We start from the raw sequence: 23,378 nt of genomic DNA on the forward strand, positions 1-23,378 counted from the left end.
GCGAGGGCCTGGCTAGGGCTTTCCTTACGTCAGATTCCGTAAATCCTCACACGAATTTCTGTGCGCCGGCGGCCGTCGCGTTCCGTTAACGCAGCAGGCCCTGCCGCGAACACCATCCACTCGCTCCTTGCGCAAACGTTTGCGAATCCCTGGCAACGCCGGTTAGTTCGCGCGGTCCGGACAGGCGAGAAGTCGACAGCGAAAGGGCCAGTGGGCGGCGGCACGCGCGTATACGCCTGCCCTTCGAGCACTTCCAGCCACCGGTCATCGACGGAGCGACGACATATGGACGATAAAAAGCACAACGAGCAACAAGCGGGGATTTCGCGGCGTACATTCCTTTATAGCCTCGGCGCGCTCGCGCTTTCCGCATGTGGCGGAGGGGGCGGCTCGGCCGATGCGGCATCGGTGAGCCGGTCCTCGACGACCAGCTCGACGTCGAGCGCGGCGCTCGCGCATGTTGCGACGGGTGCAACCGACGTCACGACGAGCGGAGCCTTCGTTCATCCGGGGCTGCTCCATACGCAGACCGATTTTGATCGGATGGTGCAGAAGGTCGCGGCGCAAGTGTCGCCTTGGTTCGATGACTGGAACGTGCTGATCGCCAACAGCCACGCGAGCCTTTCGTGGACGCCGCGGCCTTTGGCCATCGTGTATCGGGGCGGCTCATATCCGCAGAACTACCCGAACTTATACAACGACATTGCAGCGGCCTATGCCTGTGCGCTTCGATGGAAGGTAACGGGCAACACGGCATACGCGGATAAAGCGGTGCAGATCATGAATGCATGGTCGTCCACGCTGCAACAGATCAGCGGCGACTCCAACGCCGACCTGGCGGCCGGCATCTATGGCTACGAGTTCGCGAACGCCGGCGAAATCATGCGCGGTTACTCCGGTTGGGCCGCGGCCGATTTCACCGCATTCCAGTCGATGATGAGCAACATCTTTTATCCGATCAACATCGACTTCCTCAATCGCCATAACAACACCCAGATCACGCATTACTGGGCGAACTGGGACCTTTGCAACGTCGCTTCGATCATGGCGATCGGCGTGCTCTGCGACGATCACACGAAGTTCGATACAGCCGTCAACTACTTCCTGAACGGTCCCGGCAACGGTGCGATTGCGCAGGCGGTCTACTACGTTCATCCGGGCAACCTCGGACAATGGCAAGAGACGGGCCGCGACCAGGGGCACAACACGCTTGGCATTGCGCTCGGTGGTGCCATTTGCGAGATGGCCTGGAATCAGGGAATCGACCTGTACGGCCACGACAACAACCGCTTCCTGATGGGAGCGGAGTATGTGGCGAAGGCCAATTTGCAGCAGGCCGACGGGACGTATCTGACGGTGCCGTACGTGACCTATTCGAACGTCGACGTGACGCAATCGGTGTTCTCGACGGCGGCGCAAGGGACGATCAGGCCATGCTGGGCGCTCGTCTATAACCACTATGTGAACCGCCTGGGGCTTGCGGCGCCTTGGTCGCGGAGCTTCGCGGCGAAGATCCAGCCGGAAGGCGGCGGCGGCAACTACGGCTCGACGAGCGGCGGCTACGATCAACTCGGCTACGGCACGCTCACCTGCACGCGCGATGCGGTCGCGGCGGCCGTTGCGCCGAGCGGCGTGACCGCGTGGCCGACGGCTGGACAGGTGGTGCTCTCGTGGTGGGGCGTGGCGAACGGCACGAGCTATAACGTCAAGCGCGCAGCGAATTCGGGCGGCCCGTATACCGCCGTGGCAACCGGCATCGCCGATCCGCTGACTTATACCGACGCGCCCGGTGCGGGCACCTGGTACTACGTCGTGAGTGCGCAGACGCCGGCGGGTGAAAGCGCGAACTCGAGCGAAATCGTGGCGGTGACCGCGGTGCAATTGCATACCTATCTGACGTTCGACGAGTCGAGCGGCACGAGCGCTGCCGATTCGAGCGGCAATGGTCATGCGGGTACCCTCGTCGGCGGTGCGACACACGTGGCCGGTAAGATCGGGAATGCCGTTTCGCTCGACGGTTCGAGCGGCTACGTGAGCTTGCCGAACAACCTCATGGCCGACGTGTCCGATTGCACGATCGCCGCGTGGGTCAACTGGAATGGCGGCAATGCGTGGGCGCGCATCTTCGACTTCGGCGCGGGCACGGGCCGCTGGGTCATGCTGACGGCGAAAAATTCAGCCGGCGTGATGCGTTTCGCGACGACGGTCAACGGGTACGGCGATTCCCAAGTCGATGGCAATGTCGCATTGCCGACGGGCCAATGGGCGCACGTGGCGGTCACGCTTTCAGGAGCGACCGCGACGCTTTACCTCAATGGTGCCGTGATCGGCACTTCGAACAACGTCGTCCACGCGCCGTGGCGCATCGGACCCACCGCGCAGAATTGGATCGGACGTTCGCAATATTCGGCCGATCCGTATTTCAACGGAATGATCGACGACTTCCGCATCTATCGAAATGCGATGACGGCCGATCAGATCACGGCGCTCATGCAAGGGGCGTAGCGCGCGGCTCGCGGGGAGGTCCGGAGCGCGCGCGCTTCTGGAGTCCCCCGCGTGCTCAGCTCATGAACCCTTCCAGGCCAAGTCAGCGCGGCGATCCAGCGCACGGATCGACGGGCGGTAGTCTGCCGCGCTATGGCGTCTCGATTTTCGATGGACTCAAGTCCGAAGGAAAGCAATGCGGGTGCTCGAATCCTACCGGCACTGAATTGGTGGCATAAATGATGTTGTCAGTCTTGTCCGGGGCGACGCCGCCCGGGATGCCGGCCAGACCCGCGAGCTTGCGCATGCGAAACGCGATGGCATGGTCGGCGCAAGCGCTGTCCCCGCTGACGCCGAGACCGCCGATGACTTTGCCCCCCAAGTACAACGCAACTCCGCCGCCGAACGTGACGACCCCACCGAGCACGCGTCCTTGGCCTGTTCCATTGGCGAGAAAGCGAGCGTCGAACGGATTGGTATTGTTGAGACCATAGAGCGAGCCGCCGGGCTGAGTGGGGGCATAGAGGTTCGCAGTCGACAGAGCGAGTGCATCGTTGCTGAATCCGTTGGCCGTGTAGGCCTTCGCGATCGCGATGGCTCGGCTTCCAGGCCAGGCATCGCCCGTCTTGATGACCGAGCAAAGGTGCCCATCCCGATCGACCACGGCGGACCACATGCGGTTAGGCTTGAAGATGCCGCCGTTGGCATCGCTCAAATTGACGACGACGGCGAGTTGCTTTTGCACGAGTGCGACGGTTCCCGCGGGCATCGTGCAACCAACGACATTGCCGCCGTCATCGTCGGCGAATGCGGACGTCGCGCCAACGACGGTCAATAATGCGGCGAGCAACTTAATGCAGCGTTTCGCGTTCATGATGGATGGCCTCCAAAGATGCGTATCTCCGTTCGGCAATCGCCTAACGGTTCCGCGCCGCACAGCTAAAGTCGTGACTCGCGATAGCTCGACGTCAATCGTCGAATGAACGTCAAGCGCGAGACAAGTGCATTAGTTTTTGTTTTCGAGCCGAAAACTTCGACGAATCGAATCGGGGCTGCGGCTATCAACGAGCAGCGACGACACGCGCGCGAGGCCCGCGCCAAAGGGTGTTTGGACGTTTGAAATGAAGACGGACCGAGTCGATGCAAAGAGGGCGCACCGGAGTTGCCAGACAATATCGCTTCAGGTTGTTTTCAATTGCATTGCACGACGGATCGTAGGTCGCTGCCGCACATGGCGGCGGACAAATGAATGGCGGAATTTGACGCCGCGGGCCATGCCGAATCCCCTCACGAGGTCGTGTCTGTTGTTACCTGACGACGAGAGGGTGCCCCATGAAACCCGGCTCGCGAGCAGATACGCCCGAGCGGGACGATGACGAGGACAATCGAGATCAACGGGAAGAGCCGCATCGGCAGCTCCTTCAGGTGGTTATGCAATGCCGGTTCCGCAGTAGCAAGAGCGCAGTTCTGGGAACAGTTTTTTAATGAGCAACTGAATGCCCCAGCGGCTCGTACAACGCGTGTAATGCCCTTGCCAGGGCCGGTGGCAAGTTGTTGTCGACAAAGAACCTCACGCCGTTGCCAAGCTTTCTTCGAAGGCAATCGCTGCGTCGACAGCCGCAACCGGCACCTCATAAAGCTTCGCAACAAAATCCTTGTCGCCCTCCACGGCAAACGCGTCATAGAGGATCGAAGTCCTGACGGCGCCATCCGCGACGATCGGCTTTCCGAACGCGATTTGCGGATCGAGTACAACCGCTCTGCTCCGCGGAGACGGGTACCACCGCGCGGCCAACTGATTCCCATCGAACTCAATACCGCCATACAGCGACGGTTCGATGATTTTCCGGAATGCATACTGCCGCTGCACGAGATCGAGTAACTCCGTCTCCCCGGCTTCCTTCATGGCGGAGGCAAAAATAGTGCGGCCGTCAGTCCTGAATTTGCGGGAAGTAAACGGGTAGTCCGTGGCAAATAGTTCACGTGCTCGCTGGCTTGCCAGACGGATCGTCTGCAGGCTGACCCCATGCTGGCGAAATGCTCGCACGAACCGGACTTCGAGGAGATCGTGGAAGCTGATGCCATCTACCTCATCATCGAACTCAGTCTCCCAGAGGGGAGGAACTTCTACTGATGCTTCGCTCCTCTTGTCTCGGTAGGAGTAGCCGCACAACCACCGGCGCAGGTCTCGCAACGGGATCTTTGTAATTCGAGCCGCCTGATGGAAGGTGTATAGGCCGACGCCTGTAAGCTTCATGCGCACCTCCCTCCCAAATGTTGGCCGTATCCGATAGACGCACGATTTTACCTAATTCGGCCGGCCTCCTTCCGGCGAGTCGTCCAGTTGCAGTGCAATCAACCGGCGCGGCGTCACTATGACGCAGCGCACGCAACTATGCGCGCTGCGCCGTTGCAGCAACCGCGAATCGGCTTACTTCGCGAACAGCGACTCCATGTTCGCGAACGCCTTCAATTCGAGTGCATTACCCGACGGATCGAGGAAGAACATGGTCGCCTGCTCGCCGACTTCGCCCTTGAAGCGGATATACGGCTCAATGACGAATTTCACGCCAGCGTCGGCCAGCTTCTTCGCGGATTCCTCCCACTGAGCCATCGATAGGACCACACCGAAGTGCCGCACCGGCACGCCGTGACCGTCGACTGCGCTCGTCGCGCGATGGCCGACTTCCTCGGGCGCGTAGTGGGCGACGATTTGGTGACCGTAGAAGTTGAAGTCGACCCAATCCTCGGCACTGCGGCCTTCGGGACAGCCGAGCAGATCGCCATAGAACTCGCGTGCCGCAGCGATGCTGTGGACCGGGAAGGCAAGGTGGAAAGGGGGCAGGCTGGTCGTCGAGTCCATGACAGCTCCGTTATCAGTAGGGGGGGCGCCGGCAGGTATGGCCTCAAGGCGGGGCGGTGCCGGCTTTGTCATACGTGGCCGTCGGGTCACGCGATCGAAAGCAGTTTACGAACGATGAAAGTAGTTTAAAAGCGATATATTTTCGACCTTAGCACCAAAATTTTCGATTGATCGATACCATGCTGCGTGAGCTTCGTACCTTTCTTGCCGTTGTTCGCTATGGCACTTTCGCGAGTGCGGGCTCGCACATCGGCCTCACGCAGTCGGCCGTCAGCGCGCAGATTCAGCGGCTCGAAGAAGAGTTGGGATTTGCGCTGTTCGACCGTACCGGACGGTCAGCGACGCTCAATGCGGCCGGCCGGCAGGCGGTGGACGTGGCCGAGGAACTTCTCTCGGTCTACGCCCGGCTCTCGGATCGCGGCCGCGGCGCCGACCAGTCGGGACTATTGCGGGTCGGGTCGATCGCGTCCGCGCAGAGTTCGTTTCTTGTCGGCGCGATCCGGCGCTTCCGCGACAAGGCACCGGGCTGGCGCATTCGCGTCGTGCCGGGTGTGTCGCTGAACCTGCTGGCGCAGGTCGATTCGGGTGAAGTCGATGTCGCCGTGATCATCAAGCCGCCGTTCGCGCTGCCAACCGAGCTCAAATGGCGGACGCTGGCGATGGAGCCGTTCGCACTGCTCGTACCGCGCGACTTGGCAGACAGGCCCTGGCGCGAACTGCTGAAATCGGAACCCTTCATCCGCTACGACCGCAATTCGTTTGGCGGTCGACTGGTCGACCGCTTCCTGCGTCGGATCCGCGTGAGCGTGCACGACGTAGTCGAACTGGACGAGTTGCAGGGGATTGTGGGTCTAGTCGCGCAGGGCGTCGGCGTAGCGCTCGTGCCGCTGGCGGCGGGACTGTACCTGCCCAAGAGCACGATTGCTTTGCCGCTTGGCGACGATGCGTTTGCGCGCGAGATCGGTCTCGTCGAGCGCGGTGCGCGGGGGCGGCAGCCTGCGGCGGAGGAATTCGCCGACTGCGTGCATGCGGTCACGGAGGAATTGCGGGGGCGCTGAGGGTACTTCCGATCCTATAGTCTGATTCGATCGGTAGCGAGGGCTACCGGGTCGATCGAGACTCGTTTATACGGGCATTCGCAAGTCGCGTCAGCCGCATGCGAACACGGCCAGTCACAGACTGGGGTGCATCGGCGGCCGATGCCAACTCGTCCACTTCCCTTGGTCCGAAAATTCCGACGCAGCTCAGTCGTAGCTAAGGGTACTGCTTACCGTGTAGCTGGGCCGACGTTCGACGAACGCCGGTCTTCACATGGCCGTTAACCGCAAACCAATACTTAGCGTGATAGCGATGATGACTGATTTTCAATTTGATATCGGCGAATCAAGTGAAGCTGCTCCGCCGGATGCCTTTGTGTTGTGCACGCCCAAAGGGTGGGATTCATATATTTCGCGCGAATTTCATGAGATTCAACAGAACCTGGCATCTCTTGGTTGGACGATGATGGTAGTCGACGAGACGGATGACGAGCGGTTGCTCGATGTAATTCGCCGAGCGCGGTTGGTGCTGCTCTGGGAATGCTATGAAATCCTAGAGCGCTTGGCCGATTCGTTCGCCACGCTCCCGAAACACATTAGACGTCACTGGGCAGACTTGATTTTGGCCACTTATCCGAACAAATTGATCGAATGGTTTCCTGACGTAAAGAAGCGCATCAAATGGACACCGCATTCGGCCGCGTCCGCCTTTTCGCCCTTCTTCGCCCCTGTCTTTGATCGCGTCTTGTTGTCGGGATCGCGGACGTGGCCGTATCCCTTCCGTCAATTTTGCGCGGCGAAGCTACCGGACGCCGTATGCAACATCGTGGATCACCCCGGCTATCCCGGATATCCGGGTGACCGGACTAACCAGATGCGAGCCGATTCCAACGCGCTTGCGACTGTCGGGGGGCCACGTTATGCGACGCTGTTGCGCCGTCACCCAGCGATGCTGGTATGTGGCTCGATATTCAATTATCTGGTCGCGAAAGTGTTCGAGGGCATGGCGACAGGCTGTTTGGTCATTGCGGATCGGGAGTCGCTCGGAGCTCAACTCGCGGCGTTGGGATTCGTCGAACGAGAGGACTACATCGGTACGGACATTTTTCACGTCATCGAAGACGCGGCGGAGGTCCAGCGGCTATTCCTGAATGACGTCCGGCGCTGGTCGGCGATTGTTGAGCGCGCATCACTGAAGGTTGCCAAGCACCACACGACAAATGTTCGTGCCAGAAATATCCATGCACTGTGCTTGCAGGAGGTGGCGACGTGAACGGCTGCGGGCGATCTCGCGCTTTTGATATGGTCGTTCAGCGCGTCAGCAACGCTCTCGGCGTATCGTGCGGTAGCTCTATGTTCGTCTTCGGAGCGCGGACGGCTCCGTGGTCGGGCGGGCCTATTTGCCAATACAGAACCGACTAAAAATCACCCCGAGCAGATCGTCGGAGGTGAACTCCCCAGTGATCGAATTGAGCTCCTCCTGCGCGAGCCTCAATTCCTCGGCAAACAGATCGAGCGATCGATTCCCCAGTTCCGCATGCTCGGCCGCGAGCGAGAGATGTTCTCGCGCCGCTCGCAGCGCGATGAGATGCCGCTCGCGCGCGAGATAGACGCTCTCCGTCCCCGCTTGCCAACCGGCGATACGCAGCAATTCCGCACGCAGCAAGTCGATCCCTTCGCTCTTCTTGGCCGAGAGCCTTATCTCGCAGATCCCACTGTCACCATCGGCCGCAACCAGCCGACTGACCTCCGGCCCGACATCGGTCAAATCCGTCTTGTTCAATACCCGCACAACGGGCATTCCCGTCGGAAATCGTGCCGCGATCAGCGCATCTTCAGCCGTGACCCCTGCCCGGGCATCGAGGAGATGCAGGATCACGTCGGCTTTCTCGATTTCGCCCCAGGTGCGTGCGATGCCGATCTTCTCGACTTCGTCCTCCGTCTCGCGCAACCCGGCCGTATCGATGATATGCAACGGGATGCCCTCGATCTGTATGGTTTGCGCGACCTTGTCGCGCGTCGTCCCGGCGACCGGCGTGACGATGGCGAGCTCGGCGCCGGCCAGCGCATTCAATAGCGACGACTTACCGACGTTCGGCTGTCCCGCCAGGACGACGGACAACCCCTCGCGCAGCAATGCCCCCTGCCGTGCCTCGATAAGGACGCGATCGAGCCGTTCGTGGATATGCGCGAGCTTGCCATGCGCGTCGGCGGCCTCCAGAAAATCGATTTCCTCTTCCGGAAAATCGAGCGTCGCCTCGACGAGCATGCGCAACGCGATCACTTCATCGACGAGCGCGCGAATATCCTGCGAGAAGGCTCCTTCGAGCGAACGGCCCGCCGAGCGCGCGGCCGCTTCGGTGCTCGCCTCGATCAGATCGGCGACGGCCTCGGCTTGCGCGAGATCGAGTTTGTCGTTGAGGAATGCGCGCCGCGTGAATTCCCCCGGCTCTGCGAGCCGCAACGCGAATGCCTTTCCCGCTTCCAGGCAGCGCTGCAATACGAGTTGCAGCACGACGGGCCCGCCGTGTCCTTGCAGCTCGATCACATGCTCGCCCGTGTACGAATGGGGCGCGGGAAAGTAAAGCGCGATTCCGCGATCGAGCACGGCACCGCCCCCATCCACGAACGCGACGTAGCTCGCGTGACGCGGCGGGAGCGTCTGCCCGCACAGCGCCCGCATTAGGGCCTCGGCGGCGGCTTCTCCACCGCGGCCGCACGATATCCGCACGACGCCGATACCCCCCCGCCCCGGCGCGGTGGCAATGGCGACGATCGGATCGGAATCGATGGAAAGCATGACGGTGATAGCGGTGAATGCGGTCGAAACTGCGGCCGACGACTTCGCCAAAAAAGGAATCGGCGGCGCGGCCAGTGAATCGGATCGAGAAAGTGCGTGCCAGACGGTTGACGCCCGGCATTGTAGCGCGCTGCGCCAACCGACTTCTCACGCCACCGTTCGCGGTTCACGGCGGCGCCTACCACAAATTCGATTTATCTCAATTGAGATAGTGTATTCTTCGGACGACGAGAAGGGGAAACCGCCTCAATCCAGTCACTGAGCGGCGGCTGGCTTGGCTTTCCGCTATCCAGGCGTGCTTCGCGATCCGGTGCAAAGGCGGCGCACACCCGCTAAACCGGTTCCCGAGCGGGCTAAAGCTGTCCTGCCTGGTTGTCTCCTTCGCGTTGGCTCAATTGCACAATTTTGCGATGCCAACCGCCGAAGAGAAAGCGGCGTTCTCCGAACGCCTGAAGTTCGCCCTCCTGCGCAGCCCCGAAAAGGTGACGGGCGGGACGCAGCTTGCGTTGCATTTCAATTTGCGCCACCACGGCGAACATCCGGTGTCCCCGCAAACGGCACACAAATGGCTGACCGGGCGCACGATTCCAACCGATGACAAGCTGCAGACGCTGGCGGAGTGGTTGCGCGTCGATCTGCATTGGCTCCACTACGGGCCGCCGCCGAACGCGACCGCGAGCGCGACCCCAAAACCGCTGCCGCGCGACGAGAAGTATCCGCTCACTCCCGAAACGATCGAACTGGCATCGAAGATCGAGGCACTTTCTCCGCACCATCGCTACTTGGTGCAGGAGCTGGTCGCGCAGTTCTACGGCGACCGATCGGAGCGCTGAGGCAGCGAGTCGGCGGCAGCTGTCAACCGATTACCGAGAGTGGCGCGATTCGCCATGTCGTTGGCGCGAATGTGGCGCGAAAACACGAATCGCGCCAACGCGCCATCTTTGTGGCGCGATTCCGGTCGCGAGTGGGGCACGCGGGCACGCCGCACCGGACAGGCAACCGCCTCGGTTCTCTTTGCCGCCGAAAAAGCACAACGCCCCAGTATCCACTGGGGCGTCAGTGCGGCAAATGAGCCTACGAGCTCAACGCTTCAGAAGCGTGGCCAAGGCGGAAGCGAGACTAGCGTCTTCTCGCGCCGACTCACGCCGGCTTGCTCTTCTTCTGCGTACCCATCATTCGCGTGATGTAGTACTGCTGAGCGATCGAGAGCACGTTGTTGACGACGTAATACAGCACGAGCCCCGACGGGAAGAAGAAGAACATGACCGAGAACGCGATCGGCATGAACATCATCATCTTGGCCTGAACCGGGTCGGGCGGCGTCGGGTTCAGCTTCGTCTGGACGAACATCGAGACGGCCATCAGCACCGGCAGGATGTAATACGGGTCCTGTTGCGACAGGTCGTGAATCCAGAGAACCCACGGCGCACCGCGCATTTCAACCGACGACAGCAGCACCCAATAGAGCGAGATGAACACTGGAATCTGGATCACGATCGGCAGACACCCGCCGAACGGATTGACCTTCTCGGTCTTGTACAGCTCCATCAGCGCTGCGTTCATCTTCTGCGGATCGCTCTTGAACCGCTCTCGCAGCGCCTGCATGCGCGGCGTGATTTCCTTCATGCGCGCCATGGACTTGTAGCTCGCCGCCGACAGCGGGAAGAACACGGCCTTGATGAGCAGCGTGAGCAGCACGATCGCCCAACCCCAGTTCCCGACGAAGCCATAGATTTTCTCGAGCAACCAGAAAAGCGGCTTGGCGATGATCGTGACCCAGCCATAGTCCTTCACGAGATCGAGGCCGGGCGCGACGCCTTCGAGGATGCGCTCTTCCTCAGGGCCCGCGAAGAGGCGTGCCGACACATCGACCGATTGCCCCGGCGCGACCGTCGCGACGGGCTCCGTGATGCCGACGCGATAGAGCGTCGGATCGATCTTCTCGACATAGATGTCGCGCTTCGCGCCTTCCCGCGGAATCCACGCCGACGCGAAGTAGTGCTGCACCATCGCGATCCAGCCGCTGTTCCCGGAAGTCGCATACTCGGCCTTGTTCTTGTCGATGTCGCTGAAAGAGATCTTTTGGAAGTGATGCTCGTTCGTATAGACGGCCGGCCCGAGGAACGTGTGCGAGAAGCGCGGCGTGTCGACGGGCGTGCTGTCGCGCACGAGCTCCATATAGACGCTCGGCGTGACGGGCGCCGTGCCGACGTTCTCGATCTTGGTGTCGACGCCGATGACGAAGCTGCCGCGCGTGAACGTGTACGTCTTGACGACCTTGACGCCCCCCTTGACGGGTGACTCTAGACTGATCTGGAAGGACTTCTGATCGTCGGTGAGCGAGCGCGGGCCGGGCAATGCCGTGAAGACGTCGTTGTGATTCGGGAAGTCTCCGCCGATCAAGCCCGTTCGCGCCAGATACGTATGGTTGGCCGTGCGGTCGAACAGCGTGATGTTGAGGTCGCCTTGCTTCGGATCGCTTTTGCGCGTGAGCGTGAGCTTTTCGAGCGTGCCGCCGCGCGTGTCGATTTCACCGTCGTAGACGTCCGTGCTGAAATGGATCAGCTGAGCCGCCGGAGCCGGTTGCTGAGCAGGCGTTCCCGGCGCGGTCGCCGCCGTTGCCGGCGCCGTGTTCGAAGCCGGCGCGGCGACCTCCGAGCCCGTGCCCGAAGCACCGGGCGCCGACGTGGCGGGCGCCGATGCGCTGTGCGTGGCCGCCGGGTTCGGGAAGAACATCGACTGGCGTCCGTGCTCGCGCTGCCAGTTGTCGAACAGCATGATCGCTGACACGAAGAAGATCGCCCATAGGACGGTGCGTTTGATATCCATGCGTGGTCTCGGAGTCGAGGGAGCGGCGCTTCAGCGCTTTTTCGCGGTAGGGGGCGGAACGAGATCGATCCCGCCCGCGGAAAACGGATGACAGCGACACAAGCGTTTCACCGCGAGGTAAGTGCCTCGCGCGGCGCCATGATACTGGATTGCTTCGCGTGCGTAGTCGGAACAGGAGGGATAAAAGCGGCACCGGCTGCCGAGCAGGGGGCTCACGGCGACCTTGTAGAAACGCAGTAGCGCAATCAGTACCGTTTGCATGGCGGTTGATTCGGCGACGCAAAACCCCATATTCAGTCATGAGCCGTGCCGTTGTGCACGGGCGCCGACTGGCGGCGGGCGATCTCGCGCGCCGTTTTCGTGAGCAACTCCTCGATCTCGGTGCGGCAAAGCGCCTTCAACAGCGGCGACGCAGCGCTGGGAAACGCCGTTTTGTCGAAACGGGCGTGCAGACGCAGCAGGATGTCCCATCCGCCAAACTCGGCGCGGCGCACCCGAAAGGCCTCGCGCGCAATGCGCCGGACGAGGTTGCGCGTCGTCGCGCGCGGCGCGAACTTCTTTCCGATGACGAGCCCGAGCCGCGCTTCGTGGCCGGTGGGCCGTGCGTAGACGACGAAGTGCGCCGATCGGCGCCACGGGCGTAAACGAAAAACGGATGAGAATTCATCCGTCTTGAGAAGCCTCGCGGCTTTGGGAAAGGCGGCTTGCGCTCGCAACGGATCGAGCCCGATGGCGGCGTGCGGCGGATTGCGCGTCGTCGCGAGCGACGGCCGCGGCGTTTGCCCGTCCAGCCTGCTCTTCCGGCTTAGATGGCGAGGCGCTTGCGGCCCTTCGCACGGCGGGCGTTGATCACTTTGCGGCCGCCGGCGGTCTTCATCCGCACGCGAAAGCCATGGGTGCGCTTGCGGCGCGTGACGGAAGGTTGGTAGGTACGTTTCATGTCTTTCTCACAGGAGAGGGGACCGCGTGCGCATTGGCTTGCCGACGGGGCCGAACAATGGTTTTCGCTTTCGCGAGAACCCGCTATTTAAACTGCTTTTCTCTTGGTCGTCAATACCTTAGAAGAGGACGGAGCGTGCATCGGCGGCATGGCGGAGGCCCTGCTGCACGCATGCGGTGCACGATCCGGCCCTGTGGATAACTTCCTGGCCGGGGTGTTTTGGCGGTAGAATCTCGCCTTGTCTCAAGAATCCTGCACGCCGCTCCGAGTCAGCCCTTCGTGCCTAAGTACTTGTCGCACAAGGGTTTCGTGGCGGGCTTGTCCGACCAGTTCGGGTCCTTGGCGCGATGAGCGCGAAGGTGGCGGCGAGTGACCGTGCACTAAAAACGACGCCACCTTGATGAACGAATTCTGGCAACACTGTTCCGCACTGCTGGAGCGCGAATTGACGCCCCAACAGTTCGTGACGTGGATCAAACCGTTGGCCCCGGTCGCCTTCGACGCCGCCGCGAACACGCTATCGATCGCCGCGCCGAACCGCTTCAAGCTCGACTGGGTCAAGAGCCAGTTTTCGGGCCGCATCTCCGATCTGGCGCGCGATTTTTGGCACGCGCCGATCGAAGTTCAGTTCGTCCTCGATCCGAAAGCAACGATGCGCGCGGGCCCGCTGGGGTCGAGCGTCAACGTCCCGCTGCCGCGCGGGCCGGCGTCGGCCGGAACGGCGGCATCGCCTGTGGAGACAGCGAGCGGCAAAAGCGCAACGTCTGCCGATGCTCAACCACGCGGCGCCGACAAGAGCGCAAGCGCGGCGGGCGCGATGGACGACGGTGCCGATATCGATCTGCCGAGCGTCGATGCGACCGAGGCCGCGGCGGCGCGGCGGACCTGGCGCCCCGGCGCGATGGCGACAGGTGGCGCCGAGGCCGATTCGATGTACGAGCGCTCGAAGCTGAACCCGGTGCTGACGTTCGACAACTTCGTTACGGGCAAGGCGAACCAGCTTGCGCGCGCGGCCGCGATCCAGGTGGCGGACAACCCGGGCATCTCGTACAACCCGCTTTTCCTGTACGGCGGCGTTGGGCTCGGCAAGACGCACTTGATCCACGCGATCGGGAACCAGTTGCTGCAGGACAAGGCCGGCGCTCGAATTCGCTACATCCATGCCGAGCAATACGTCTCGGACGTGGTGAAGGCGTATCAGCGCAAGGCGTTCGACGATTTCAAGCGCTACTACCATTCGCTCGATCTGCTGCTCATCGACGATATTCAGTTCTTCTCGGGCAAATCGCGCACGCAGGAGGAGTTCTTCTATGCGTTCGAGGCGCTCGTCGCGAACAAGGCGCAGGTGATCATCACCAGCGACACGTACCCGAAGGAGATTTCGGGCATCGACGACCGGCTCATTTCGCGCTTCGATTCAGGCCTGACCGTGGCGATCGAGCCGCCCGAGCTCGAGATGCGCGTCGCAATCTTGATGCGCAAGGCGCAGTCGGAGGGGGTGAGTCTTTCCGAGGATGTCGCGTTCTTCGTCGCGAAGCATTTGCGCTCGAACGTGCGAGAGCTCGAAGGCGCGCTGCGCAAGATCCTCGCGTACTCGAAGTTCCATGGCCGCGAGATCACGATCGAGCTGACGAAGGAGGCGCTGAAGGACCTGCTGACGGTGCAGAACCGGCAGATCTCCGTCGAGAACATCCAGAAGACCGTCGCCGACTTCTACAACATCAAGGTCGCGGACATGTATTCGAAAAAGCGTCCGGCTAATATCGCGCGGCCGCGACAGATCGCGATGTATCTCGCGAAGGAATTGACGCAAAAGAGCCTGCCCGAAATCGGTGAGCTTTTTGGCGGGCGCGATCACACTACCGTGCTGCACGCGGTGCGCAAGATCGCCGACGAGCGCGGCAAGGACGCGCAGTTGAACCACGAACTGCACGTGCTCGAGCAGACGCTGAAGGGTTGACGGGGTGCGACGGGCGTGAGCGAACGGGTGAGCCGCGCGCCGCTACAATGCCCCTCGCTTTGGCGGAAATCGTTTCTTTTTCAGGCACAATAGTGGTTTAGCCGCCCTGGCTGCGCGGGCGGTGGAAAGTGCAGGGCAGAAGGAAAAAGCGCGGAAAGATGCGGGGAGTCGACAGTTTCGTCGACGAATCTGCGCAGCGAGTCGGCAAGCGCGCCGTGACATCAACGAAGGAACCCTATGCAACTGGTCAAGACCGAACGAGACAACCTCTTGAGGCCGCTCTCAACCGTAAGCGGCATTGTCGAACGGCGCCATACGTTGCCGATCCTCGCAAACCTGCTGATTACGAAGAACGGCGCCGATGTGTCGTTTCTGTCGACCGATCTCGAATTGCAGATCACCACGCGGGCGGACTTCGGCGTTGGTGGTGAATCGGTGGCGACCACGGTGGCGGCGCGCAAGCTGCTCGACATTTTGCGCGCGATGCCCGACGGGCAGGTGAGCCTGACGTTGGCCGACAAGCGGCTGACCGTGCAGTCGGGCAAGAGCCGCTTTGCGTTGCAGACGCTCGCCGCGGACGAATTCCCGACCGTCGCGCAGGCCAAGGATTACGGTGCGAGCTTGTCGGTGCCGCAAAAGACGTTCCGTCAATTGCTCGGTATGGTCCATTTTGCGATGGCGCAGCAAGACATCCGTTACTACCTGAACGGGATGCTGCTCGTCGTCGATGGCGGACGGCTCATGGCTGTCGCGACCGACGGTCACCGCCTCGCGTTTTCGTCGATGAAGATCGACGGCGAGTTTGCCCGGCAGGAAGTGATCATTCCGCGCAAGACGATTCTGGAGTTGCAGCGGTTGCTCGAGGACATCGACGATCAGTTGAAGATCGATATCGCTTCGACGCAGGTGAAGTTTACGTTTGGCCAGGTGGAGCTCGTTTCGAAGCTCGTCGAGGGCAAGTTCCCCGATTTCCAGCGTGTGATCCCGAAGGCGCACAAGAACTCGTTTGTGATCGGGCGCGACGAATTGCAGCGTTCGCTGCAGCGTGCCGCGATTCTGACGTCGGACAAGTTCAAGGGCGTGCGCTGCGTGATCGAGCCGGGCCAGTTGAAGATCATGTCGACGAACGCGGACCAGGAAGAGGCGCAGGAAGAACTCGAGATCGCCTATCAGGGCGACACCATCGACATGGGCTTCAACGTGACTTACCTGCTCGATGTGCTCGCGAACCTGAAGGTGGACATGCTGCAGGTGAGCGTGGCCGACGCGAGCTCGAGCGCGTTGATCACGATACCCGAGAACGACGATTTCAAGTACGTCGTCATGCCGATGCGCATTTGATCCGAAGCGGAAAAAACAAGAAGACCAAAGGGGGCGCAGCGCCCCTTTGGCGTTTCTTTAGTGCTCCGAAATTTCGCAAGCGGAGTTTTCGGAAGCAGCGATAGTAGTACTCAGCAGTAGATGCGGAACCGGAACATACCCATGAGTGAACAGCACAACACGCAGCCCGACAACAGCTATGGCGCCTCGTCGATTCAGATCCTGGAGGGTTTGGAGGCCGTGCGCAAGCGACCCGGGATGTACATCGGCGACACGTCGGACGGCACCGGTCTGCATCACCTCGTATTCGAAGTGCTCGACAACTCCATCGACGAAGCGTTGGCCGGGCATTGCAACGACATTCAAGTCATCATTCACGCGGACAATTCGATTTCCGTGACCGACAACGGCCGCGGTATCCCGACCGGCGTCAAGCTCGACGACAAGCACGATCCGAAGCGCAGCGCCGCCGAGATCGTGATGACCGAGCTTCATGCGGGCGGCAAGTTCGACCAGAACAGCTACAAGGTGTCGGGCGGCCTGCACGGCGTGGGTGTCTCGTGCGTGAATGCGCTGTCGAAATGGCTGCGCCTGACCGTGCGGCGCGATGGCAAGAAGTACTTCATGGAGTTTCACCGCGGCGTGACGCAAAACCGCATCATCGAGGAAGTGAACGGCGAGATGGTCTCGCCGATGCAACTCCTCGGCGAGACGGAAAAGCGCGGCACCGAAGTGCATTTCATGGCCGACGAGACGATCTTCGGCAATGTCGAATATCACTACGATATTTTGGCGAAGCGGATTCGCGAGCTGTCGTTCCTCAATAACGGTGTGCGCATTCGCTTGACCGATCAGCGCACGGGCAAGGAAGACGACTACGCGTTTGTCGGCGGCGTGAAGGGATTCGTCGAGTTCATCAACAAGACGAAGACGGTGCTGCACCCGACGATTTTCCATGTCATCGGCGAGAAGGAAGGGGTGGGTGTCGAAGTGGCGATGCAGTGGAACGACAGCTACAACGAGAACGTCCTTTGCTTCACGAACAACATTCCCCAGCGTGACGGCGGGACGCACTTGACGGGCCTGCGTGCCGCGATGACGCGCGTCATCAACAAGTACATCGCCGATCACGAGATCGCCAAGAAGGCGAAGGTCGAGACGTCGGGCGACGACATGCGCGAGGGGCTTTCGTGCGTCTTGTCGGTGAAGGTGCCCGAGCCGAAGTTCAGCTCGCAGACGAAGGACAAGCTCGTTTCGTCGGAAGTTCGAGCGCCTGTGGAAGAGGTCGTGGCCAAGGCCCTCGAGGAATTTCTGCTCGAGACGCCGAACGATGCGAAGATCATCTGCGGCAAGATTGTCGATGCGGCCCGTGCGCGCGATGCCGCTCGCAAGGCGCGCGAGATGACGCGGCGCAAGGGCGTGCTCGACGGCGTCGGCCTGCCGGGTAAGCTCGCGGATTGCCAGGAGAAGGATCCGGCGAAGTCCGAGATCTACATCGTCGAGGGCGATTCGGCAGGCGGATCGGCCAAGCAGGGACGCGATCGAAAGTTTCAGGCGATTTTGCCGCTGCGCGGCAAAGTGCTGAACGTCGAGAAGGCGCGGTACGACAAGCTTCTGTCGTCCGAGCAGATCGTCACGCTGATTACGGCGCTCGGGTGCGGGATCGGCAAGGAAGATTACAACATCGACAAAGTCCGCTATCACCGGATCATCATCATGACCGATGCGGACGTCGACGGTGCGCATATTCGCACGCTGCTGCTCACGTTCTTCTATCGGCAGATGCCGGAGATGATCGAGCGCGGGTATATCTACATCGCGCAGCCGCCGCTTTACAAGCTCAAGGCGGGCAAGGACGAGCGGTATCTGAAGGACGATGTCGAGCTCAACGCTCATATGCTGCGGCTCGCGCTGCAAGGCGCCGAGCTGTTGCCGAGCGAGGGCGCGCCGCCGATCGCCGGCGATGCGCTTGGCGAACTCGCGAGGTCGTATCTGCTGGCCCAGGCAGTGGTCGATCGGCTGAGCCGGCTTTACGACGCGAACGCGCTCGAGGCCGTCATGGATGGCGTCACGATCAATCTCGGCAGCGAGGAGTCGGCGGCGGCTACGGCGCACTCGCTCGAGGTCGCGCTGCGCAACGATCCGCTGAAGCCCGAGGTCAGCGTATATCCGATGTATGACGCGGCGCGTGAGCTGAGGTCGCTGCGTGTCGAGCGGCGTCATCATGGCAACGTCAAAGTCTCGGTCATCGACGAAGAGTTTCTGCTGACCGCGGACTATCAGCAGCTTCTCAACACGGCGAATACGTTCAAGGGATTGATCGGCACCGGCGCGGTGATCAAGCGCGGCGAGCGCAGCATGGCGGTGACCGACTTCAAGAGCGCCATGCGGTGGCTGATTTCCGACGCGGAACGCAATGTCTCGAAGCAGCGGTACAAGGGGCTCGGCGAGATGAACCCCGAGCAGCTTTGGGAAACGACGATGGATCCGAACGTGCGGCGTCTGCTGCGCGTTCAGATTGAGGACGCAATTGCGGCCGATGGGATCTTTACGACGCTGATGGGCGATGAAGTGGAGCCGCGGCGGGCGTTTATCGAGTCGAATGCGCTGCGGGCGGGGAATATTGATGTTTGATTGGCTGTGTAGCAGGCGTAGGGCGCCAGAGTATTGCGACTGGCGCCACAGTTGTGGGACTACGGGACTAAGTTGGGTGCGACTGGCCTACGAGGGTGGTAACTTCGAGGCATGCTCGGCTGTGCCGCTGTAGGGTGCAATAACCCTGTCACCCGGCGCGGTACGTCGGTCAGTACAATGTTGCGGATCAAAGACCTGCCGGCGCTTGGTGGCTCAGTGACCGCCGTTCACCCTGATGTGGTGCTTGCGGCCGGTCTCGGGCCCACTGCCGCCGGTCGAGCCGTCAGAGGTCAAACGGCAGGTATCAGAGTCGAGCAGTCGCTCGGTACAGGCGGTCGCGGCCAATAATTCGGCCCTTGCCGACATTCAGGGGGGCGGCGTTGGCGAGGCGGCTACAAGGCGCTTTCCAATGGGATGGACGCCCACACGTGCAAAGCATCAGCGCGCCAAAGCGGAGTTGGCCTATCAACCATCATCTACAACCATTGGCATCGCTCGTTGGGCTACACCTTTTCGTCCAGCCGTTGTACTAGGCGGTTCAGCAAAGCAACCGCAGTGCGCGGTACTGTATCGACTTGCTTCGGAGGAAATAACAATTCGAGCGCTACCACGCGATCAAAGGCAGCAACTATCTTGATGAACGTTGCCAGCGAGTCGCACTCGCCAAGCTCAAAGCGCTTGTAAGTTCGGAGAGGAATTTGGCACCGGCCAGCAAACTCCTGTTGGGAGAGTTGTAGCTTTCGGCGCTCTGCCCGAACACGATCGGCGATGCGCCTGCAAATCTCTTCAGCAGACGAGTTTCTCGCGTTTTCAAAGCTTGGCATTGAAGTGTGAGTCAGCCGAAGTGCCGAAATTGGCACCATATCTGTGGATAACTTCGTGTTTTTTGACCGAGGGGCGGATCTAGGTGCCGCGAAACGCTATAATGCAACCGGATTCTTTCTGTGGCAATGGATGGGTGTCCGAGACCCCGCTCATGGGCCGCGCGGAGCGGCATATATTTTATTGAGGGTGGTATTGGGCAAATGGATGACGGCATCGAGCAAGAGTCACGATTGTTGCTGGTCGACACTAACTGCTTTCTGCGAATTTACCATTCCTCGTTGCGTCCATTTTTGGGAACGGAAGTTGGGGGCTTTCGAATTTTGACTTTGGGCTCGCTGCTTGAAGAATTTCGTCGAAGCCCGCGATTGGACCGCGAGTACGCATGGCTAGTTGCGGATCTTGCTTTCGAAGAAGCGAACGGGGTTTTGCCCGAATTGCCGGATCACGACCGCGACGACGTCCGCAACGAAATCCGGCAGCTCAGGCCGTACGCCAAGGCTTTTCTCGAGAGGCATTGTGCCAGAGAACGTATCTCGCCCAAGAGCCTCTCATCGAGAGATTTGGAGCTTCTTGCGACTGCGGCAGTATTCAATGCTGTAATCGCTAGCGACGAGTGGCCCCTCAAGCTCATCGTCGAGGATCTGACTTGCGAAGACGATTACGAGATCGGAATCATCACCAGCTTGCATGTGCTACACCTGCTGGAGCAAGCAGGTAGTCTCGATGCGGACGAGCGGAGGAGTACAGTTTTATCGTGGCTACGCTGTGACGAAAAATTGCCTCGAGACTGGCGGCGGCTCTACGAGAACTTGTTCAATGAGCGTGCGCCGACGCTTCAGTGAGAGCAGTGAGTCACTAGGTAGCGGGAGAGCTCGACTGCGTCCTCGAGGCTCGTATTGAGTGCGGCCGCAATAAAGGATGGCGATCGGCCTCCTTCATGCTGCTGCCAACGAGCGAGCGCTTGAAATATTGGCGTCCCGAATACTCTTTCGCACTCGCACACGTAAGTGGCGAGGTCGAGCTTTTCGGTTCCAAATAGTGCGTGCCCGACGGTGGGAATATTGGTGCGGTTTGCGTTCCAGTGTTCCCAAAATTCGTCCGTCTCGAGTCCTGACGAAGCGACGCCTAGTTGGTTAGCGACGCGATCAACTTGCCGGATGACCGTGACAATCGAGATGTCATGTGCTTCTGCGTAATATTGTGCTCGTTCCATTCGGGACGGGCTTGAGCAAATATCTGTAAGTGCAGCCGCCGCAGCAGCATGAGGGAACAGGAGCTCTTGGGCGAAGCGCTCGGAGAACGCCTCTCCATCATCTCCCTGGATGGCGTGCAGCGTATAGCAGTGAGCAAGCTCGTGCGCGAGCCAATAGTTGAAGTCGTCGTTACGGGCATTCAAGCTGAATACAACGAACGACGTCTTTGATTCTGGTAAATAGACGCTCAACGCGTTTTCGTGACCAAACTTGGCCTCCCCCCATAAGACTGGGACCAGAATCGAGCCGAACGTGCGATGGAGGCCAATTAGCTGCTCTCGTGTTAGTGGAGCAACGTCAGATATGCCAATGCGCTGTCGGGTTTGTTGGGCTGCACAACGAATGTAGTCTTCTTCCAGCGAAGGTGACTGGAGTACAGGGGGCGAAAACAAGCTGCAGCTCTGAATGAATGGCACCAATTCTCGCAAATGGCATGCGACGTCCGATGCCACTTCTAGAGCCTCGTTGCTAGCGGGGCGATTCTTTTTCGTGCGGTAAGCCACAACCGGCGATGGCAACACGCCCTCACCCGATGTTAGTACATCGATCTCAAGCCCGAGTGTCTCTGAGAGGGCGCGAAGCTTCTTCGGGCGCGGAATCGATTCGCCTGACAGCCAGTTCGAAACAGCTTCCTTGCTTACCCCACAACGTTCTGCGACAGCAGCTTGTGTGAGGCCGAGCTCGGCCATCTTGGCTTGAACGGATTTGAGATTGAGCATAGTCGGCGAATGGTAGCTAACCAGGCAAGGTCCGTCAAGTTTTGTCAAGTTTTACGTTAGCAAAAGCACGCGTGAATTTCCAGTCAAAATTTAGGGTGCGGTGAACTCACCCAGCTCCGCGCGCTTGTTCCACCACGCATTTTTGGCCAAGGTCCGCGCTGCAGGTTCGAGATAGTCTGGCTCTTACCCGTCCCTGGTGGGGCTTCGATGACAAGATTCTTGCCTTCCGCAGCGACGCAAACGGCACTGAAATGAGTCCGATAGCAACGGCGTAAACAGGTCTTGCGGCCTGAACTTCTCCATCCGGGGTACTGGGCTCGAAGCCAGTCGCGAGCTTCAGGCTGAGGCCTTGCTGCAAATTTTGCAGCAGCGTCGGATTCACGAGTGCGTCGTCGTCGTGACGAGCCAAGGACCCTACTTTTCACAGACTGGCGATCGGCCGATGAGTCTGACCCGTCTTATGGCAAGGTATGAACGCGGGAGCAGGCGATGAAATCGATCTGGCTACGGGCAAATTCGGCGAAGTCGGTGGCCAATCGGCTACCCCCAAAAGCAGACGCGGGAAAGAAAGATAACCGGCCCGCACTTGTCGCCGGACCCTAAGAACCGTTTTCGCACCACGAGCCCGAGCGACATCGGCGCGATGTATTGTGTTCACGTCGATGGCCCTCATTCAGCGGCGTACCAGCAGATACGTAATGAAGGTGCCGATGAGCACCGCCCCAGCGCCGTAGAATACGGGCTTGGTCCGGAGGGCGTCGAGCTTGGACGCAGGAGGTTCGTTCTCCCCGTCGAGGTCCCAGTAGTCGATGCCCGGGTCACCCGTGAGATTGATAATAATCACAAAGGCGGCGCAGACGAAGAGCACGAAAAGAACCACGAACATTGGCGTCGACATTTTTCGGCGTTCCGCTCAGTCGTTCATCCAGTGCATAAAAACAGGCAGCTCTTCCTGGTAGATGTCGTTTCCGACTTCGGCGGCCATGCCTCCCAGGTTACTCCCGATGAACACAAGCGCGATTGCGCAAGCGGGTTCAGCGGGGCCGCAAACGAACGAAACAGCGAGCCCTGCGAGGCTTCCGCCAATCATCCCGCCTGCAATGATGCTCCCCTGTCGGGCAGCCTCCTTCACTTTGTCCTTGGCGCCGACAACCTCGCCGGTCGCGATAATGGCCGTGAACAAGATTGCGACTCGGGCGCTCGCCTGCAAGCGGCGGACCTTGGCTGAGACATTGGCATTGGCGCCCCCTGCTTTGTTCAGGACCGTATAGTAGACAGCGCTACGCTCGTCATTCGTCAGCGCGTCAAAGTTCTTGCTGAACTGGGCCTGAGCATACTTGTTCAGGTAATAGTCGAATCCTCTCGATTTGAGCTTGAGTGCTTCTGCCTTCGCGACTCCGACGGCGGACGTGTACTTTCGATACTCGACGAAAAGCTTCTCGCGCAGTTGGCTGCAATATTCTGCCCCTTCTTTTACGGTCATGTTGCCGCTGGCAACCTCCTGCCTCACCTGGTCGGAGATTTCCCTAATGTGCTTGCTGTACTGCTGGCGAACCTTGTCATCGCTGATTGCATTGACGGCGAAGGTCGTCGCGATTGCTTCGTAGTCCGCGATGGCTGCTTCCAGCAGGCCACTCTTGATGTCATGAACCTGCTGAGTATTGAATGAACCACTGGCGACCGTGTTCTTGCTTGCTGTCGTATCCGTCATCTC

Annotated in this window: 22 protein-coding genes and 1 pseudogene; 9 read left to right on the top strand and 14 right to left on the bottom strand. The window is 60.4% G+C overall.

Annotation, left to right across the window (positions count from 1 at the left end; translation table 11 throughout):
* The first annotated feature begins 285 nt into the window (after positions 1-285).
* Complete coding sequence (locus B0G57_RS15940; RefSeq protein ID WP_018441391.1) at positions 286-2,505, top strand: LamG-like jellyroll fold domain-containing protein; 2,220 nt, start codon at positions 286-288, stop codon at positions 2,503-2,505.
* Between the two features lie 130 nt (positions 2,506-2,635).
* On the opposite strand, the gene B0G57_RS15945 is transcribed toward B0G57_RS15940, so the two are convergent.
* From B0G57_RS15945 to B0G57_RS15955, 4 genes are all read right to left on the bottom strand, one after another.
* Entirely contained in the window at positions 2,636-3,358 is a 723-nt protein-coding gene (locus B0G57_RS15945; protein ID WP_018441392.1) for a GlcG/HbpS family heme-binding protein, read from the bottom strand.
* Between the two features lie 607 nt (positions 3,359-3,965).
* Positions 3,966-4,058, bottom strand: a complete 93-nt coding sequence (locus tag B0G57_RS32130; protein ID WP_223258584.1) for a PIN-like domain-containing protein — start codon at positions 4,056-4,058, stop codon at positions 3,966-3,968.
* On the bottom strand, positions 4,055-4,741 hold the full coding sequence (locus B0G57_RS15950) for a DUF433 domain-containing protein (protein WP_020566262.1): 687 nt from the start codon (positions 4,739-4,741) through the stop codon (positions 4,055-4,057). Before B0G57_RS15950 ends, B0G57_RS32130 begins: the two co-directional genes overlap by 4 nt.
* 174 nt (positions 4,742-4,915) lie before the next feature.
* Entirely contained in the window at positions 4,916-5,347 is a 432-nt protein-coding gene (locus tag B0G57_RS15955; protein ID WP_018441395.1) for a VOC family protein, read from the bottom strand.
* A 179-nt stretch (positions 5,348-5,526) separates the two neighbouring features.
* On the opposite strand from B0G57_RS15955, the gene B0G57_RS15960 reads away from it, so the two are divergent.
* Both B0G57_RS15960 and B0G57_RS15965 read left to right on the top strand, forming a co-directional pair.
* On the top strand, positions 5,527-6,405 hold the full coding sequence (locus tag B0G57_RS15960) for a LysR family transcriptional regulator (protein ID WP_020566263.1): 879 nt from the start codon (positions 5,527-5,529) through the stop codon (positions 6,403-6,405).
* A gap of 292 nt (positions 6,406-6,697) precedes the next feature.
* Positions 6,698-7,657, top strand: coding sequence for a glycosyltransferase (locus B0G57_RS15965; RefSeq protein ID WP_018441397.1), 960 nt, complete (start codon positions 6,698-6,700; stop codon positions 7,655-7,657).
* A gap of 123 nt (positions 7,658-7,780) precedes the next feature.
* Here the strand turns inward: B0G57_RS15965 and mnmE are convergent, their stop codons facing one another.
* Positions 7,781-9,184: a tRNA uridine-5-carboxymethylaminomethyl(34) synthesis GTPase MnmE gene (gene mnmE, locus B0G57_RS15970; RefSeq protein ID WP_026229797.1), complete on the bottom strand. Its 1,404-nt coding sequence runs from the start codon at positions 9,182-9,184 to the stop codon at positions 7,781-7,783.
* On the opposite strand from mnmE, the gene B0G57_RS30900 reads away from it, so the two are divergent.
* On the top strand, positions 9,174-9,446 hold the full coding sequence (locus B0G57_RS30900; RefSeq protein ID WP_146013335.1) for a hypothetical protein: 273 nt from the start codon (positions 9,174-9,176) through the stop codon (positions 9,444-9,446). The genes mnmE and B0G57_RS30900 overlap by 11 nt on opposite strands.
* A gap of 148 nt (positions 9,447-9,594) precedes the next feature.
* The gene (locus B0G57_RS15975; RefSeq protein WP_026229798.1) at positions 9,595-10,017 is read left to right on the top strand and encodes a transcriptional regulator; all 423 of its coding nucleotides are present in this window, start codon (positions 9,595-9,597) and stop codon (positions 10,015-10,017) included.
* Positions 10,018-10,324: 307 nt separating this feature from the next.
* On the opposite strand, the gene yidC is transcribed toward B0G57_RS15975, so the two are convergent.
* The 4 genes from yidC to rpmH form a co-directional block, all read right to left on the bottom strand.
* Positions 10,325-12,013, bottom strand: a complete 1,689-nt coding sequence (gene yidC / locus B0G57_RS15980; protein ID WP_018441400.1) for a membrane protein insertase YidC — start codon at positions 12,011-12,013, stop codon at positions 10,325-10,327.
* Positions 12,014-12,043: 30 nt separating this feature from the next.
* Entirely contained in the window at positions 12,044-12,274 is a 231-nt protein-coding gene (gene yidD / locus B0G57_RS15985) for a membrane protein insertion efficiency factor YidD (RefSeq protein WP_018441401.1), read from the bottom strand.
* Positions 12,275-12,306: 32 nt separating this feature from the next.
* Entirely contained in the window at positions 12,307-12,744 is a 438-nt protein-coding gene (gene rnpA, locus B0G57_RS15990; protein WP_051090050.1) for a ribonuclease P protein component, read from the bottom strand.
* Between the two features lie 74 nt (positions 12,745-12,818).
* On the bottom strand, positions 12,819-12,953 hold the full coding sequence (gene rpmH / locus B0G57_RS15995) for a 50S ribosomal protein L34 (protein ID WP_004198824.1): 135 nt from the start codon (positions 12,951-12,953) through the stop codon (positions 12,819-12,821).
* 400 nt (positions 12,954-13,353) lie between these two features.
* Between rpmH and dnaA the strand changes: the two genes are divergently transcribed.
* The 3 genes from dnaA (at position 13,354) to gyrB (ending at position 18,867) form a co-directional block, all read left to right on the top strand.
* The gene (dnaA, locus tag B0G57_RS16000) at positions 13,354-14,913 is read left to right on the top strand and encodes a chromosomal replication initiator protein DnaA (protein ID WP_018441403.1); all 1,560 of its coding nucleotides are present in this window, start codon (positions 13,354-13,356) and stop codon (positions 14,911-14,913) included.
* A gap of 237 nt (positions 14,914-15,150) precedes the next feature.
* Positions 15,151-16,254, top strand: coding sequence for a DNA polymerase III subunit beta (gene dnaN, locus B0G57_RS16005; RefSeq protein ID WP_018441404.1), 1,104 nt, complete (start codon positions 15,151-15,153; stop codon positions 16,252-16,254).
* Positions 16,255-16,395: 141 nt separating this feature from the next.
* Entirely contained in the window at positions 16,396-18,867 is a 2,472-nt protein-coding gene (gene gyrB, locus B0G57_RS16010; RefSeq protein WP_018441405.1) for a DNA topoisomerase (ATP-hydrolyzing) subunit B, read from the top strand.
* 503 nt (positions 18,868-19,370) lie between these two features.
* On the opposite strand, the gene B0G57_RS30905 is transcribed toward gyrB, so the two are convergent.
* Positions 19,371-19,730, bottom strand: a complete 360-nt coding sequence (locus tag B0G57_RS30905; protein WP_146013334.1) for a helix-turn-helix transcriptional regulator — start codon at positions 19,728-19,730, stop codon at positions 19,371-19,373.
* A 162-nt stretch (positions 19,731-19,892) separates the two neighbouring features.
* On the opposite strand from B0G57_RS30905, the gene B0G57_RS16015 reads away from it, so the two are divergent.
* On the top strand, positions 19,893-20,534 hold the full coding sequence (locus B0G57_RS16015) for a hypothetical protein (protein ID WP_018441407.1): 642 nt from the start codon (positions 19,893-19,895) through the stop codon (positions 20,532-20,534).
* On the opposite strand, the gene B0G57_RS16020 is transcribed toward B0G57_RS16015, so the two are convergent.
* The 4 genes and pseudogenes from B0G57_RS16020 to B0G57_RS16030 form a co-directional block, all read right to left on the bottom strand.
* Complete coding sequence (locus B0G57_RS16020; protein WP_018441408.1) at positions 20,528-21,664, bottom strand: helix-turn-helix domain-containing protein; 1,137 nt, start codon at positions 21,662-21,664, stop codon at positions 20,528-20,530. The two genes, B0G57_RS16015 and B0G57_RS16020, sit on opposite strands and share 7 nt — an antisense overlap.
* 161 nt (positions 21,665-21,825) lie before the next feature.
* Positions 21,826-22,073: pseudogene (locus B0G57_RS32355) on the bottom strand (hypothetical protein); the annotation flags it as partial.
* A gap of 264 nt (positions 22,074-22,337) precedes the next feature.
* Positions 22,338-22,562 carry a hypothetical protein gene (locus tag B0G57_RS16025; RefSeq protein WP_102606774.1) on the bottom strand — a complete coding sequence of 75 codons (225 nt, stop codon included), beginning with the start codon at positions 22,560-22,562 and terminating at the stop codon, positions 22,338-22,340.
* A 15-nt stretch (positions 22,563-22,577) separates the two neighbouring features.
* A complete protein-coding gene (locus B0G57_RS16030) occupies positions 22,578-23,375 on the bottom strand; it encodes a hypothetical protein (protein WP_018441410.1) in 798 nt (265 codons plus the stop codon).
* Positions 23,376-23,378: the final 3 nt, after the last annotated feature.

Source organism: Trinickia symbiotica, assembly GCF_002934455.1.
Lineage (GTDB): Bacteria > Pseudomonadota > Gammaproteobacteria > Burkholderiales > Burkholderiaceae > Trinickia > Trinickia symbiotica.

What these genes read in the sequence shown, in the direction of transcription:
- B0G57_RS15940 (WP_018441391.1), top strand. Translation starts at nt 286, where the DNA reads ATGGACGATAAAAAGCACAACGAGCAACAAGCGGGGATTTCGCGGCGT.
- B0G57_RS15945 (WP_018441392.1), bottom strand. Translation starts at nt 3,358, where the DNA reads ATGAACGCGAAACGCTGCATTAAGTTGCTCGCCGCATTATTGACCGTC.
- B0G57_RS15950 (WP_020566262.1), bottom strand. Translation starts at nt 4,741, where the DNA reads ATGAAGCTTACAGGCGTCGGCCTATACACCTTCCATCAGGCGGCTCGA.
- B0G57_RS15955 (WP_018441395.1), bottom strand. Translation starts at nt 5,347, where the DNA reads ATGGACTCGACGACCAGCCTGCCCCCTTTCCACCTTGCCTTCCCGGTC.
- B0G57_RS15960 (WP_020566263.1), top strand. Translation starts at nt 5,527, where the DNA reads ATGCTGCGTGAGCTTCGTACCTTTCTTGCCGTTGTTCGCTATGGCACT.
- B0G57_RS15965 (WP_018441397.1), top strand. Translation starts at nt 6,698, where the DNA reads ATGATGACTGATTTTCAATTTGATATCGGCGAATCAAGTGAAGCTGCT.
- B0G57_RS30900 (WP_146013335.1), top strand. Translation starts at nt 9,174, where the DNA reads ATGGAAAGCATGACGGTGATAGCGGTGAATGCGGTCGAAACTGCGGCC.
- mnmE (WP_026229797.1), bottom strand. Translation starts at nt 9,184, where the DNA reads ATGCTTTCCATCGATTCCGATCCGATCGTCGCCATTGCCACCGCGCCG.
- B0G57_RS15975 (WP_026229798.1), top strand. Translation starts at nt 9,595, where the DNA reads ATGCCAACCGCCGAAGAGAAAGCGGCGTTCTCCGAACGCCTGAAGTTC.
- yidC (WP_018441400.1), bottom strand. Translation starts at nt 12,013, where the DNA reads ATGGATATCAAACGCACCGTCCTATGGGCGATCTTCTTCGTGTCAGCG.
- yidD (WP_018441401.1), bottom strand. Translation starts at nt 12,274, where the DNA reads ATGCAAACGGTACTGATTGCGCTACTGCGTTTCTACAAGGTCGCCGTG.
- rpmH (WP_004198824.1), bottom strand. Translation starts at nt 12,953, where the DNA reads ATGAAACGTACCTACCAACCTTCCGTCACGCGCCGCAAGCGCACCCAT.
- dnaA (WP_018441403.1), top strand. Translation starts at nt 13,354, where the DNA reads ATGAACGAATTCTGGCAACACTGTTCCGCACTGCTGGAGCGCGAATTG.
- dnaN (WP_018441404.1), top strand. Translation starts at nt 15,151, where the DNA reads ATGCAACTGGTCAAGACCGAACGAGACAACCTCTTGAGGCCGCTCTCA.
- gyrB (WP_018441405.1), top strand. Translation starts at nt 16,396, where the DNA reads ATGAGTGAACAGCACAACACGCAGCCCGACAACAGCTATGGCGCCTCG.
- B0G57_RS30905 (WP_146013334.1), bottom strand. Translation starts at nt 19,730, where the DNA reads ATGGTGCCAATTTCGGCACTTCGGCTGACTCACACTTCAATGCCAAGC.
- B0G57_RS16015 (WP_018441407.1), top strand. Translation starts at nt 19,893, where the DNA reads ATGGATGACGGCATCGAGCAAGAGTCACGATTGTTGCTGGTCGACACT.
- B0G57_RS16020 (WP_018441408.1), bottom strand. Translation starts at nt 21,664, where the DNA reads ATGCTCAATCTCAAATCCGTTCAAGCCAAGATGGCCGAGCTCGGCCTC.
- B0G57_RS16025 (WP_102606774.1), bottom strand. Translation starts at nt 22,562, where the DNA reads ATGTCGACGCCAATGTTCGTGGTTCTTTTCGTGCTCTTCGTCTGCGCC.
- B0G57_RS16030 (WP_018441410.1), bottom strand. Translation starts at nt 23,375, where the DNA reads ATGACGGATACGACAGCAAGCAAGAACACGGTCGCCAGTGGTTCATTC.